Source organism: Cohnella terricola (genome assembly GCF_007786475.1).
GTDB classification, from domain to species: Bacteria; Bacillota; Bacilli; order Paenibacillales; family Paenibacillaceae; genus Cohnella; species Cohnella terricola.
Window position 1 is genome coordinate 222978 of record NZ_VNJJ01000005.1, and the last position, 14420, is coordinate 237397.

Below are 14420 nucleotides of genomic sequence, written 5' to 3' on the forward strand. Positions count from 1 at the left end.
GTAGTTTAGAATGACATCATAATTTATATTTGTCTCGGTGAAAGAGAGAGTAACCGAATACCGTTGGGAACGAACAGCGAGCCGGGGATGGTGCAAGCCCGGAGTCACGGATCGGCGAAAGGCACTCTGGAGAGAACGGTTTGCGAAAGAGGAGGGTTTCCTTGACGTTTCGGCGGTTTATCCGCGTCGCGTCTCTGGGAAGCCAAGTAGGGTGGAACCGCGGGAACGTTCAGCTCCCGTCCCTATGTCTGCCAACGCGGGCGTGGGACGGGAGTTTTTTGACGTTCCAGGGCGCATTGAACGACTTGTATGTCCATATACAAAGAATTCGATTAAGGAGCGAACGAGATGAATTTTCAGCAAATGACGCTAACTCTGCAGCAATTTTGGGCAGAGCAGAAATGTATCGTCGTGCAGCCGTATGATACCGAGAAAGGCGCGGGTACGATGAACCCGATGACTTTCCTCCGTTCGATCGGCCCCGAGCCGTGGAACGTCGCTTACGTCGAGCCTTCGAGACGGCCGGCGGACGGCCGTTACGGGGAAAATCCGAACAGGCTTTATCAGCATCACCAATTCCAGGTGATCATGAAGCCTTCGCCGGACAACATTCAAGAGCTTTATTTGGAAAGCCTCAAACGGCTTGGCATAGATCCTCTTCATCACGATATCCGTTTCGTCGAGGATAACTGGGAATCTCCGACGCTTGGCGCCTGGGGGCTCGGATGGGAAGTGTGGCTGGACGGAATGGAAGTCACCCAGTTTACGTACTTCCAGCAAGTCGGAGGCATCGATTGTTTTCCCGTGGCGGTCGAGATCACGTACGGTATGGAACGTCTTGCTTCTTACATTCAGGACAAAGAGAACGTATTCGATCTAGAATGGGTCGACGGCGTATCTTACGGCGACGTATTCAAGCAGCCCGAATACGAACACTCCAAATATACTTTTGAAGTGTCGGACGCGGCGATGCTGTTCCAATTGTTCTCGACTTACGAGACGGAAGCGAAACGGGCGATGGAAGCCAATCTGGTGTTTCCCGCTTACGATTACGTGCTGAAATGCTCCCATACGTTTAACCTGCTTGATGCGCGCGGAGCGATCAGCGTTACCGAGCGTACTGGATATATTACACGCGTCCGCAATTTGGCCCGTCAAGTCGCGGCTACGTATTTGCAAGAGCGGGAGCGGCTGGAATTCCCGCTGCTGAAGAAAGGAGCGGCGAACAATGGCTAAAGACCTGTTGCTAGAGATCGGATTGGAAGAGGTGCCTGCCCGTTTCGTGCGCGCAGCAATGGCCCAACTGAAGGAAAAAACCGAAAAGTGGCTGAGCGACAGCCGCTTAACATACGAAGAAGTTAAAGCTTACGCGACTCCGCGCCGTCTTGCGGTACTCGTAACGGGAGTGGCCGATAAGCAAGCGGACATAAGCGAAGAGGTTAAAGGACCATCGCGCAAGATCGCGTACGACGAGAACGGCGGTTGGAGCAAACCGGCCCTCGGATTCGCGCGCAGTCAAGGCGTAGACCCGGATACGTTGTTCCTGCGCGAAGTCGGGGGCGTGGAATACGTATTCGCGAACAAAAGCAGCTTGGGCGTTGAAACGGCAGGTCTTCTGCCGGAGGCGTTGCCTGCACTGGTTACTTCTTTGACATTCCCGAAAAACATGCGATGGGGCGACCACGAGCTTCGTTACGTACGCCCAATCCGTTGGCTGGTGGCTCTCCACGGAACCGATGTCGTTCCTTTCGAGATCGCCGGCGTCGCTGCCGGCAGCACGACGCGCGGACATCGTTTTCTCGGAACGGATACGTCGATCGAGGAGCCGGGCGTTTACGTCGAACGGCTTCGCGCCCAGCAAGTGATCGTCGACGTGGAAGAACGCGAGAGCGCCATTCTGGAAGGCATTCGGAACCTGGCAGCGGAACGCGGATGGAAGATCGCCGTGAAGGAAGATTTGCTTGAAGAAGTTTTGTTCCTGGTCGAGACGCCTTCTGTACTGTCGGGATCGTTCGACGATTCGTTCCTGCAAATTCCGCAGGACGTGTTGATTACGTCCATGCGCGAGCATCAGCGTTATTTTCCGGTATTCGACGGCGACGGACGGCTGCTGCCGCATTTCGTGACCGTCCGCAACGGGGATCGCGCTTCGATCGACGTCGTGGCCAAAGGGAACGAGAAAGTGCTTCGCGCCCGTCTGTCCGACGCGAAATTTTTCTATGAAGAAGATAAGAAGCTGAAGATCGCGGATGCGCTCTCCAAGCTTGAGAATATCGTTTATCACGAAGAACTCGGCTCCGTCGCGGATAAAGTTCGCCGCGTACGCACCGTGGCCGATCGGATCTCCGCGCATTTGCGGCTGGACGAAGCTGCCCGGCAAGACGTCAGCCGTACGGCGGACATCTGCAAGTTCGACCTGGTATCGCAGATGGTTTACGAATTTCCCGAACTGCAGGGAATTATGGGCGAAGATTACGCGCGGATGGCTGGAGAACGCGAGAGCGTGGCGCGGGCGATCAATGAGCACTATTCTCCTCGCAACGCCGGGGATAAACCGGCCGCTTCGCTGATCGGAGCGATCGTGGGTATCGCCGACAAGCTGGATACGATCGCCGGATGTTTCTCCATCGGCATTATCCCGACCGGCTCGCAAGATCCGTACGCGTTGCGCCGCCAAGCGGCAGGTATCGTCAGCACTTTTCTCGCCCACGAGTTGGAGATTACATTGGACGATCTGTTCAACATTGCTCTCGATATTCATGCCGAGAGGGGATTAAAGCAGGAAGCATACGACGTCGCTAAGGACATGCAGGAGTTTTTCGTTCTGCGGGTCAAGAACGTGTTGTCCGATCAAGCGATTCGATACGATGTCGCGGATGCGGTGCTCGGAGCGGGCGTATCGGACATTCGCCGCACCTTGCTTCGCGCTCATGCGCTGCAAAATGCGACTTCGGAGAACGGCAAAGCAGAATTCCGTCCGGCGGTGGAGGCGTTTAACCGGGTATGCAATCTTGCGGCAAAAGCCGATTCCAAGCAAGTGGACGCGAATCTGTTTGCGGACGATGCCGAGAGAAAGTTATTCGAGGCTTGGCAGAAAGCCCATGCGGAATTCCTGAACGCTTCGACCGAGGCCGACTTGGCTGGGGCTTTAACCGCGCTCGCCTCTCTGAGCAATCCGGTGACGAACTTCTTCGAGGCTGTCATGGTTATGGCCGAAGACGAGGCGGTGCGCCGCAACCGTCTAGCCGTTCTCGCGCTGATCGCGGACGACGTGAAACAATTCGCCGACTTTTCTAAGCTGTCCGGCTAACACTAACGCAGGAGGTTGATGTTCATGCCGCAAGCGAGCGTAACCGTCTACGTCGTGTCCGATTCCGCGGGGGATACGGGAGAGCATGCGGTAAGGGCCGCGGCTGCCCAATTCCACCCGCTCTACATTCAGATCCGCCGGGCGGCATTTATTCAGACGCGGGACGGCATTGATTCCGTTCTCGCCGCGGCCCAAGCGGACAACAGCATCGTGTTGTATACGCTGGTCATCCCTTTTCTGCGAGATTACATGGTCGAGCAAGCCCGCCGATTGAAGTTGACGGCAATCGATCTGCTCGGTCCCCTCATCGACAACCTGGAACGGGTGCTCGGCCATGAGTCCAGGCATGAGCCGGGACTGAACCATGTGCTCGACGCCGATTACTTTCGCAAAGTCGAGGCGGTGGAATTCGCCGTGCGCTACGATGACGCAAGGGATGTTACCGGCATTCTTAAAGCGGATATTATTCTTGCGGGCGTATCGCGAACCTCCAAAACGCCGCTCTCGATGGTGCTCGCGCACAAAATGTTCAAAGTCGCGAACGTTCCGTTAATCCCGGAGCTTGTGCCGCCGAAGGAACTCTATCTTGCTTCGCCGAAAAAAGTCGTCGGACTTACGATCAATCCCGACGCTTTGAATGCGATTCGCAAGGAGCGCCTTAAGGCGCTCGGACTTCCGGATTCAGCTCCGTACGCCACATCAGAACGGATTGCAAGAGAATTGGAACACGCCAGACAAGTGATGGAGAAGATCGGATGTATCGTTATCGACGTCTCCAACAAGGCGGTTGAAGAAACCGCGAGCATGATCCTCGAACATTTTCAACGGTAACCATTCAGCGCAAAAGCCGCCGAGTCGAGCCAAAGAGAACCGTAAGGTTCTCTTTTATCGTATCTAAAAATGTCGAATAATGAGATATAAGAGGACTTTATGTCGAACATGCCACCAAAATTCAATAGATTACGTATTAATATAGGAAAGGTCGATTCGCTCCGCCGCGCTTCGTTTTCACTTCGAAGTTTCAAATTGGCAGATTTGGGAAACATAAATTTTGGCGGGGCAATGCAGGATTTTGGTTCCCTTTAGCGTATATAATATTACGGCAAACTTTGGCTGAATCGTGTGGTGATGTCGATGAGTGTCTCGCGCCGTCGTGTAGTGGTAGATGGCGACGCCTGTCCGGTAAAAGCGGAAATAGCCAGAGCGGTCCGAGCAAACGGCGCAACGGCGCTTCTCGTGTCCAGTCATGCCCATGTGTTGAAACCGGAGCCTTCTGTCGAAGTCGTGACGGTCGACGCCAGCGATCAATCTGCCGATCTGTATATCGCTAACGTCTTGACGAACAGCGATATTCTGGTCACGGGAGATTACGGGCTGGCCGCATTGGGACTAGCTAGGGGATCAGCGGTTTTAACGCCGAGAGGCAAAGAAATACGGGAGACCGACATCGAAGGGTTGCTCGAACAGCGACACTTCTCTGCGCGTCAACGGCGAGGCGGCGTTCGTACGAAAGGTCCACGTGCGTTTACCGAAGAAGACCGCGATCGGTTTCAACAAAAACTGACAACTCTGCTGAGGGGGATGCAGGAGATTCCCAACGTATAGTCGAATAGAACTACGTGCAAGAAAACGGCCGACGTCTGGCAAGCCGTTGGCTGGGATTGGCGCACAAAGGAATAAGGTGGGGTCATGAATTACGGAATGATACCGCAAGAGGTTATCGATGAGGTGCTTCGCCGTCATGAAATATCGGATACGGTAGGCAAGTACGTTCATCTGACCAAGAACGGGAAGTATTTGAAAGGGCTTTGTCCTTTTCATTCCGAGAAAACGCCATCCTTTACGGTAACGCCGGAAAAACAAATTTTTCATTGTTACGGCTGCGGTAAAGGCGGCAACGTCATTAAATTCATTATGGAGATGGAAGGGGAGTCGTTTCCGGAAGCCGTCAAGACGTTGGCTGAAGAAGCAGGCATCCCGGTCACTTGGTCGTCCGCAAGCGCGGAAGAACCTTCACCGTTCCAACGAGAGAAAAGAAATATTCTGGAAGCCCATGAGTATAGCGCGAAATTATACCATTATCTGTTGCAGAATCTGGAAATCGCAAAATCGGCCAAAGAATATTTGCTTGCCCGAGGATTAGGCGACGCTCTGATCGAGCAGTTCGGAATCGGTTATGCGCCGCCTAGATGGGATACGCTGGCCCAAGCATTGGACCGCAAAGGTTACGATGCTTCCGAGATGGAAACGGGCGGTTTGCTCTCGAAGAGGCAGGATGCCGAAGGGGTTGTCGACCGATTTCGTGACAGGATTATGTTTCCGATCCAGGATGCGAAAGGACAGACGATCGCTTTCGCGGGACGGCTTCTGTCAGACGGTCAACCGAAGTATCTCAATTCTCCCGAAACCGCGCTCTTTAGCAAAAGCCGAACTTTGTATCGCCTTCATGAAGCGCGCTCGGCGATCCGCAAAACGGGACAAGTCGTTCTGTTCGAAGGGTACATGGACGTCATTAAGGCCTGGTCCGCTGGCGTTCATAACGGCGTTGCCACGATGGGGACGGCGTTAACGAATGAGCATGCGGCTCTGCTTCGCAGATTCGCGGACGAAGTTATTTTATGCTACGACGGAGATGATGCAGGTCAGGCTGCCGCGCACAAAAGCATTCCGTTGCTGGAAACGGCCGGGTTCCGGGTCAGGGTTAGCGTGCTTCCGAACCGTCTCGATCCGGATGAGTATATCTCGGGTTACGGGCCCGAGCAGTTCGTTCGGGAAATGATCGAGGGAGCTGTTTCTGCGGTTAAATTTCAGCTTATATATTTAAGGAAATCCCATATACTCCTAGAAGAAGATGGAAGGATTAGGTATTTGCGTGATGCCGTCCGAGTCGTCGCCCGCAGGGATTCCCCAATGGAGAGGGAGCTTCTATTAAAGGAGCTGGCTCAGGAGTTCGGAGTATCCCTCGATACGCTGAAGCAGGAAAGCTTGGAGTTCAGGCAGCGGGAGAAATTGGAAGGCACAAGGGATATTCCTGCCGGATCGTGGAATAATGTATGGAATGGAAATAGCTTATCATCCAAGAATCCGCCGCTGGGAGCCGCGCACGTGAACGCGGAGCGCCAACTGCTCTCCTGGATGATGCAGGACAAAGACACCGCTTTACTTGTCCAGCAGAAGCTCGGAGATCGTTTTCACGTTGAGGATCATGCGGCTTTGGCTGCTTATTTATATGCATATTACGCTCAAAACGAGGATCCTGATGTCGGCAGATTCGTCACGATCTTGCAAGATGATCGCTTAGAACGAGTCGCCAGCGTTATCGCAATGATAGACATTCCGTTCGGTGAACGGGAGCTCGAAGATTGCATCCGAACGATCGGTCGCGCCACTCTCCTTAAAGAGGGCGAGCGGTTAACCGAAGAGCAGAATCGCGCACTGCGGGAAGGCGACAACGCGCGGGCACTACAATTGGGTATAGAGATTATCGCCCTGGAAAAGCAGCGCAAGACGTTGTAATGCGTTCGCTTCACAGGGAGGAGGGAGTCGGTAATGACAAACGATCAACACACCGGACTGGATACGGAATCGACACTGGAACAGGTTAAAGCGCAACTTATTGAACAAGGCAAGAAGAAATCTTCCTTGACCTATAAAGACATCATGGAGAAACTGTCTCCGTTCGATCAAGATCCCGAGCAAATCGACGAGTTTTTCGAACAGCTCGCGGATATCGGCATCGAAGTTTCCAACGATCACGATGAACTGGGCCGTAGCGGAAACGATGAAGAGGAACGCGACGAATTCAATTTCGATGACGATCTGTCTTTGCCGCCGGGCATCAAGATCAATGATCCCGTTCGGATGTATTTGAAGGAAATCGGACGCGTGCCTTTGCTTGGAGCGGACGATGAAGTCGAACTGGCGAAAAAGATCGAAATCGGCGGACCGGACGGGGAAGAAGCGAAAAAGAGGCTGGCCGAGGCCAACCTGCGTCTTGTCGTCAGTATCGCGAAACGTTATGTCGGCCGGGGAATGCTGTTTCTGGATCTGATTCAGGAAGGAAACATGGGCCTGTTGAAGGCGGTCGAGAAATTCGATTACGACAAGGGCTTCAAGTTCAGCACTTACGCGACGTGGTGGATCAGACAAGCGATCACGCGCGCGATTGCCGACCAAGCGAGAACGATCCGTATCCCCGTGCACATGGTAGAGACGATCAACAAGCTGATTCGGGTCTCCCGCCAACTGCTGCAAGAATTGGGACGCGAGCCTACGCCAGAGGAAATCGCAGAACAGATGGAATTAAGCGTGGATAAAGTACGTGAAATCATGAAGATCGCACAAGAGCCGGTATCTCTCGAAACGCCGATCGGCGAAGAAGACGATTCCCATCTGGGCGACTTTATTGAGGATCAGGAAGCACTCGCGCCTGCGGACGCCGCGGCGTACGAGCTTCTGAAAGAACAGTTGGAAGATGTGCTGGACACGTTGACCGAAAGGGAAGAGAACGTGCTCCGCCTTCGTTTCGGTCTGGATGACGGACGTACCCGTACGTTGGAGGAAGTCGGCAAAGTATTCGGCGTTACGCGTGAGCGGATTCGCCAGATCGAGGCCAAGGCGCTTCGCAAGCTTCGTCACCCGAGCCGGAGCAAACGTTTGAAGGATTTCCTCGAATAAAAAGAAAATAAATAATTGTAGGGCTGCTACAGAGACCTTGGCCGTTATGGTTGAAGGTCTTTTTGTTCAAATGGGCTGAGGAGGACCGCTCGTATGGCTGTGACGGATGAAGAGAAGCGCAATTTGATCGTAAAAGAAATCGAATCATGGCGCCGCAATAAGTTATTGCCGGAACAATATTGCGACTTTCTGCAGAATATCTATTTGGAGGATTTAGATGATCGTCCGAAAGGATTCGTCGGGAATGCCGTGAAAAAGATCGAGCAAGCATCCGGTAAGTCGTGGCTTCTTTCTTTTGGAATTTTTGCCTTGATTTGTTTTGTTGTACTTCATTTTAGCGCGTTTCCTTTTCTATTGCAAATATCCGTTGCTTGCCTTGTCACGTCAGCGTTTGCCGTTGTAGGCATCCGGATGAAAGAAAGGAATCCAACGCGAGGGCTGTTAACGCTGGCTGCGGGCATGGCTTTTATGATCGGAGTCGGATTCTCGATCGTCTGGAGCAATGGTTGGAGCGGGAGCTCCGGCCCGTTATGGCTTCTTGGCATCTGCGCGATCGTGTGGATCTGCGGGGGATTATGGCTGCGGCTCGCATTGCCGCAATGGTTGGGGTGGATATCCGCGATAGCGCTATACGCTCTGCTCCTGGCGCGGCATCTGCCGAATGCGTCGTTATTCGAAGTCCAGTTGTTCTGGATGCCTGCGTCGTTGCTGTTTTGCTGGTTAAGCTGGTTCCTGCACGTGCGAAACCAATCGGCCGGCACGGCCATGTTCGGCGCGGCCATCGTATTATGGTTTATGCCGGAAGTGTACTCCGCGATATATGGCATTCATCCAGAGTGGGTACAAATAGAAATCTTGATTAAAATATTAATCGCCGGAATCGGTATGTTCCGGTTACGAAAAAAATGGATGGAATGGGTTGCATAAAGATGAGAGAAGCGAAAGACGCCGAAGCGGTGTTGAAATTGTCCCGCCGCTTGTCAGCATTGGCTGAATGGGTTCCGCAAGGGGCCCGTTTCGCCGATATCGGGACGGACCATGCGCTGCTTCCGGTTTATTTGGCGAGTCAAGGCCGAATCGGATTTGCCGTCGCCGGAGACGTTCACGAAGGCCCGGTCAACGCCGCCAAGCGCCAAGTGGCCGAAGCAGGGTTGCAGGAAGTCGTTTCCGTCCGGCTAGGAGACGGAATGTCCGTCGTCGCGCCGGGAGAGGTCGATACGGTGACGATCGCCGGCATGGGCGGTAGCTTGATGGCCCGTATACTGGAGCAAGCCGGGGAGCGGTTAGATGGAGTAAGGACACTCGTATTGTCGCCTCACGTGGCGGAAAACACGGTCAGGTATTGGCTAGCGGATCACAGCTATCTCATATCCGATGAGAAGCTGCTTGAAGAAGACGGAGTCATCTATACGTTGATTCGCGCCGAGTACGAGAACGATCCGCAGGAGGTCCAAGCCGCTCGTGATCGACTTTACGATGAGCTGCTGCTTGCGCCGTCGTTACCGAAAATATCGCTCGGACTTGTCTATGAAATGGGGCCGCTCTTGCTCAGAAACCCGTCCGAGGAATTCCATCGGAAGTGGGAGCAGGAAATCGCCAAACGCGAGCGCGTTATTTTGCAGCTTAAGCATGCGACGGTCCCGGAGGCGGCGGAGAAAGCCGCGGAATGGGAAGAAGACGTCAAAGAAATTCGGGAGGTGCTAGCATGTTTGCGCGCGGAGAAACGATCCTCCAACTGATGGAAAAGCTAGCCCCTAAACATTACGCCGTACCGGACGATAAGATCGGACTGCAAGTCGGCTCGGCGGCGAAGGAAATGCGGCGCGTCCTGGTCACGCTCGATGTTACGCCTGCCGTCGTGGAAGAAGCGGCGGAGCTCGGCGCGGAGCTGATCATCGCCCATCACGCGGTGATCTATCGGCCGCTCGCCCATCTTCGTACGGATACGCCCGCAGGCGCCCTCGCGGCTGATCTATTGCGCAAAGATATCGCGGTTTATATCTCGCATACGAATCTCGATACGACAGAAGGCGGCGTCAATGATTGGATGGCGGAAGCGCTTGAACTGACCGGCCGGGACGTCTTGGAAGAAGTGCATACGGATCAGTTGTATAAGCTGGTTGTGTTCGTGCCCGAATCCCATCATAAAAGAGTCCGAGATGCCATCTTCGCCGCAGGCGGAGGATGGATCGGCAATTATAGCCACTGCAGCTTTAATATCGAAGGGACAGGCACTTTCCTGCCGCGGGAAGGCAGCGAACCGTTCCTAGGCAAGCAAGGCGAGCTGACCGAGGCGAAAGAAATTCGCCTGGAGACGATCGTGCCGCTCAGCGTCCGGAAGAAAGTCGTGTCGGCGATGCTTAAGGCTCATCCGTACGAAGAGGTCGCTTACGACCTGTACAGTATCGACTTAAAAGGCCGCTCTTTCGGGCTCGGCCGGGTCGGCAAGCTAAAGGAAACGGAAAGCTTGGATCAATTCGCCGAAAGAGTGAAAAAGGCATTCGACGTGCCGTTCGTCCGCATGGTCGGGGACGGTTCGAAGCCGATCCGCAAAGTCGCCGTGCTCGGCGGTTCGGGAGCGAGATATATTCGTCACGCGATTTTCGCCGGAGCGGATGTGCTCGTTACGGGCGATATCGATTTTCATTCCGCGCAAGACGCGCTGGCGGCTGGCATGTCGATCATCGATCCCGGCCACCACGCGGAGAAGATTATGAAACCCAACCTCGCGAATTGGCTTGCCGAGCAACTGAAAGAAAAAGGATACGCGACGGAAGTGTTCGCTTCCCGCATCGACACGGAGCCTTTCCAGCTTCGTTGATCGTTGTGGAGATATACGAATAGATGGTTTGAAACGATGAATGTGCGTCAGTAGTCCGGCGAAACCGAGTTTGGCGTCGCTAGTCCCATTTTCGCCATCGATTCCCGTTTGCTATCGTGGAAGATTCGCGTTATACTATTCGTTACAAACCGGAAAGTTTGACAGACAATCGCTGGCGGCTTCGCGCCGCGAGAGGAAAGTCCGGGCTCCGCAGGGCAGGATGCTGGATAACGTCCAGTCAGCGCGAGCTGAAGGATAGGGCCACAGAAATGGACCGCCGATGGCTGCTTAGGCAGATCAGGCAAGGATGGAACCGTGGTGTAAGAGACCACGAGGGGCACTGGCGACTTTGCCCCTGGTAAACCCCATCTGGAGCAAGACCGAGGAGAACGCGGGAGCTTCGCGCTTCAGCCCTTGCCCGGGGTGCGTTCGGGTTGGTCGCTTGAGCCGTATAGCAATGTGCGGCCTAGAAAGATGATTGTCGCTTCAACCGTGGGAGGACGCTTCGAGCGCTCCGTTCTGACCACGAGAAGTACAGAACCCGGCTTACGGCAAACTTTCCGGCCTACTTACTTTATAATGTAAAAAAGGCATTTCAGATCTTTTCTGAAAATGCCTTTTTTTGTGGGCAAAAGTCGAAGAATTACTCGAAATCATCGAGCAACCTACTCGCCATCCGAGTACGCATTGTCAATGACCTGCATTTAACCGTTCCAGTTCCTTGCGTACTCGCTGCGGGAAAAGCTGCAAGGACGTTTGGGCACCGTTGGCCGTCTGCAGCGCCGATCTGACATCGATCATGCCGTAGCCGAATTCGATGTCTTTGCCGCTTTTCCCCAGATCCTTGGCTGAACGTCGCATGACGTCCATCACTTCTTCGTTGCTTAACCCCGGATTGGCGGCGCGTACCAAAGAGGCAAGCGCGGCTACGTGGGGAGAGGCCATCGACGTGCCGGACAAAGCGGCATAGCGGCTGCCGGGGTAAGTGCTCGGAATCGAACTGCCGGGCGCGGCCACATCGATATAATCGCCGTAGTTCGAATATTCGGCCCGCGCTTCGTTGGGATCTGTCGCGGATACGGCGAGCACTTCCGGGTAAGCGGCAGGATAACCGGGCCTTTCCGTATTGTCGTTACCGCTGGCGGCGACAAGCACGACTCCATGCTCGTATGCATATTTAATCGCATCGTGGAGAAAGTCGGCTTGGGCGTAGTTGCCCAGGCTCATATTGATGACGTGCGCGCCATGGTCCGTCGCCCAAATAATGCCCTCCGCAACGGAGTAGGTAGACCCCGCGCCCGAACTGTCCAACACTTTAACTGGCATGACTTTCGTATACCAGGTCATTCCAGCTACGCCTTCATTATTATTGACGTCCGCGGCGATGATGCCCGCAACGTGCGTGCCATGACCGACATCGTCTTCCGGCGCGGCGGAAGGATTGACGATGTTCGTTCCCGGGACCAGTCGGCCTTTCAGATCCGGATGGTCGGATTGCACGCCGGTATCGACCACGGCGACGATAATATCCTTGCTTCCTTTCGAAATCTGCCAGCCGATTTCGGTCGAGATGTCGGGCAGATTCCACTGATACTCGGCATAGAGCGTGTCGTTGGGAACGATAACCCCATTTTCCTCGTTCGTTGCATTCGGGCGTATTCCGCTAGTCGGGAGATCGTTGGTTAAATACAAGTAGTGGGGCTCCACGAATACGGGATGCCATTTCTCCAGGAAATAAGCTTTTAGATGCATCGTCTGGTGTTTTTTGGAACGGAACACATAGATGTTCCTCGTATGCTTGACGACCGTCAAATCGAGCTCTTTGCGCAGCTGCAGCAACTGTTTCTGCGTCAGCGGCTCACGGAACTTAACGACGATCTCGTCGACGGCGTAATGGCTGGCGTTCCCGTTATCTTCTCCGGTGCGCACCGTCGTGTCCGTATGCGTGCCGGGAACGACGGATTCGATCCGGTAGCGCCCTTCCGCCGGATAAGGAATGAGCCGCATGTTGCGGCGCTGATGCCGTTCTACCGCCTGAATGACGTCCGTAGACACGAGCGCAATAATATGTTCCTTGGCGGAAGACGAGCGCTCGGACATGACGAAATAGCTTTTGCCGGCAACCGGGAAAACGGGAGTGGAGAAGCGGGCTTCTTTGTTCGAGTCCGACCGGGCTTTATCCAGATAAGGCTTTGCCTTGCTCATAAGATCGGCCGATGGTTTACCCGCGGTTTGTTTGCGACCCGAGTGCGACCACTCCAAATACAAAATCTCGGGATGCGCTCTGAGCAAATTATTAAGCGGTTGATTCGTCGAAGCATTGCGCGTCGGGGACTTATCATTCAAGAAATTGCGAATGTCTCTGGCAACCTGGGCGCGGGATAACCGTTCCGTCGCTTCCATGTCTCTTCGGACGGTTTGATGCTTGTAAGTCGCTTCCCTCACTGCGGGATGTTGCGCTTCATCATGCCCCGCGGGAGGCTGCGTTCGGTGAAAAGGGTTCAGGGGCGGGGGCAGCAAAGGGAACGCGAATAGAACGACGGCAAAAACGAACAAGACTCCAATCCAAGCATAACGGCGCAAGGTAGACCTCTCCTTTTACATCCCGAGAAGGGAGCTATTGTCATTAGGATGAAGGGGCGGGGATAAAAATATACGGCGCATTTTTCCCTTGCCAGTACCGTTCGATTCGGATTTATGGTACGATAACATTTATCACGATAGGCTTCGGGCACAATTGGAAAGGGGAACTTCGCATGGCAACCACCAATCTTAAATCGCTTGCCGAGTCCAGCAGAGAAAAATTAAAGGCGGCAATCGATCCGATTGAACAATTCCTTAATCACAATGCGTTGGAGCAACTTACTCAAGACGATAACTCGGATAACGTCGGATTTTATACTGGATTATTATCCGATTTGCGACATTTGCTCGTCTTCTCCGAAGTGGCGTACGAGAAGCTGGGCGCTGTGCTCAGACGTCCTAACTTCGATAACGATCTCGCCGAACGCGCATTATATGAAGTGTATCATCATGGCGTCAATTCCTTTTTCTACCCGAAAAATGAATGTTATTCCGAGGATGGCCGATACGCGTATACGGGACAAGATGCGATTCGCTTCCGTATGAAGCCGGTGCGCGCGGCGCGCGACATCATATTGAACATCGCTCGCATATACGAAGAACTTCGCGACGATCTCGCTTATTACGAGAGCGATTACTTAACGCATCGCCGCATGCAGAAACAATCGAAATAACAAATATGGTTTGAACCTCCGCCCCGCTGTCCGCATACCCTCTAATCTCGGGTACACAATAGGACAGGGGGTGATTTTATGCCGAATGGCGTAGCTTGCAGCGTGAGCAATTGCAGTTTCTGGAAGCAGGGAAATGCCTGCGGAGCGTCGGAAATCACGATCGAGGTGGATCAGCACTCGAACCGCCGTTGGAACGAAGAGTTCGCGGAGGAATTCGAATCGCATCACGACAAGGCGCAAACTTCATCCGTTACTTGTTGTTTGACGTTTCAGCCGAAACAGGGCAAATAGGACTTTCGTCGCGAAAATCCTTTTTGGGTCGGGACTAGCAGATTTCCTGTCAGTTGTTGTACAA

At 53.7% G+C, this 14420-nt stretch carries 12 protein-coding genes and 1 other RNA gene; 12 read left to right on the top strand and 1 reads right to left on the bottom strand.

Features of this window, described 5'->3' with window-relative positions:
* Positions 1 to 348: 348 nt before the first annotated feature.
* The 10 genes from glyQ to rnpB all read left to right on the top strand — a co-directional run bounded on the left by glyQ (position 349) and on the right by rnpB (position 11372).
* Positions 349 to 1236, top strand: coding sequence for a glycine--tRNA ligase subunit alpha (gene glyQ / locus FPZ45_RS10990; protein WP_144701206.1), 888 nt, complete (start codon positions 349 to 351; stop codon positions 1234 to 1236).
* Positions 1229 to 3310, top strand: coding sequence for a glycine--tRNA ligase subunit beta (gene glyS, locus FPZ45_RS10995; RefSeq protein ID WP_144701208.1), 2082 nt, complete (start codon positions 1229 to 1231; stop codon positions 3308 to 3310). Before glyQ ends, glyS begins: the two co-directional genes overlap by 8 nt.
* A 24-nt stretch (positions 3311 to 3334) precedes the next feature.
* Positions 3335 to 4141, top strand: a complete 807-nt coding sequence (locus FPZ45_RS11000; protein ID WP_144701211.1) for a pyruvate, water dikinase regulatory protein — start codon at positions 3335 to 3337, stop codon at positions 4139 to 4141.
* A 303-nt stretch (positions 4142 to 4444) separates the two neighbouring features.
* On the top strand, positions 4445 to 4915 hold the full coding sequence (locus FPZ45_RS11005) for a YaiI/YqxD family protein (protein WP_186438344.1): 471 nt from the start codon (positions 4445 to 4447) through the stop codon (positions 4913 to 4915).
* 84 nt (positions 4916 to 4999) lie between these two features.
* On the top strand, positions 5000 to 6826 hold the full coding sequence (dnaG, locus tag FPZ45_RS11010; RefSeq protein WP_144701213.1) for a DNA primase: 1827 nt from the start codon (positions 5000 to 5002) through the stop codon (positions 6824 to 6826).
* A gap of 33 nt (positions 6827 to 6859) precedes the next feature.
* Positions 6860 to 7987, top strand: coding sequence for an RNA polymerase sigma factor RpoD (gene rpoD / locus FPZ45_RS11015; RefSeq protein ID WP_144701215.1), 1128 nt, complete (start codon positions 6860 to 6862; stop codon positions 7985 to 7987).
* Between the two features lie 93 nt (positions 7988 to 8080).
* Complete coding sequence (locus tag FPZ45_RS11020; RefSeq protein WP_144701217.1) at positions 8081 to 8914, top strand: hypothetical protein; 834 nt, start codon at positions 8081 to 8083, stop codon at positions 8912 to 8914.
* Positions 8915 to 8916: 2 nt separating this feature from the next.
* A complete protein-coding gene (locus FPZ45_RS11025; protein WP_186438345.1) occupies positions 8917 to 9726 on the top strand; it encodes a tRNA (adenine(22)-N(1))-methyltransferase in 810 nt (269 codons plus the stop codon).
* Complete coding sequence (locus tag FPZ45_RS11030) at positions 9693 to 10808, top strand: Nif3-like dinuclear metal center hexameric protein (RefSeq protein WP_144701221.1); 1116 nt, start codon at positions 9693 to 9695, stop codon at positions 10806 to 10808. Before FPZ45_RS11025 ends, FPZ45_RS11030 begins: the two co-directional genes overlap by 34 nt.
* A 153-nt stretch (positions 10809 to 10961) precedes the next feature.
* An RNA gene (gene rnpB / locus FPZ45_RS11035) (RNase P RNA component class A) lies at positions 10962 to 11372 on the top strand.
* A 126-nt stretch (positions 11373 to 11498) separates the two neighbouring features.
* Here the strand turns inward: rnpB and FPZ45_RS11040 are convergent.
* The gene (locus FPZ45_RS11040; RefSeq protein ID WP_246120413.1) at positions 11499 to 13391 is read right to left on the bottom strand and encodes a S8 family peptidase; all 1893 of its coding nucleotides are present in this window, start codon (positions 13389 to 13391) and stop codon (positions 11499 to 11501) included.
* A 173-nt stretch (positions 13392 to 13564) separates the two neighbouring features.
* On the opposite strand from FPZ45_RS11040, the gene FPZ45_RS11045 reads away from it, so the two are divergent.
* Both FPZ45_RS11045 and FPZ45_RS11050 read left to right on the top strand, forming a co-directional pair.
* Entirely contained in the window at positions 13565 to 14065 is a 501-nt protein-coding gene (locus FPZ45_RS11045; protein WP_144701223.1) for a YpuI family protein, read from the top strand.
* Between the two features lie 78 nt (positions 14066 to 14143).
* Positions 14144 to 14356 carry a DUF1540 domain-containing protein gene (locus FPZ45_RS11050; protein WP_144701225.1) on the top strand — a complete coding sequence of 71 codons (213 nt, stop codon included), beginning with the start codon at positions 14144 to 14146 and terminating at the stop codon, positions 14354 to 14356.
* Positions 14357 to 14420 lie beyond the last annotated feature (64 nt).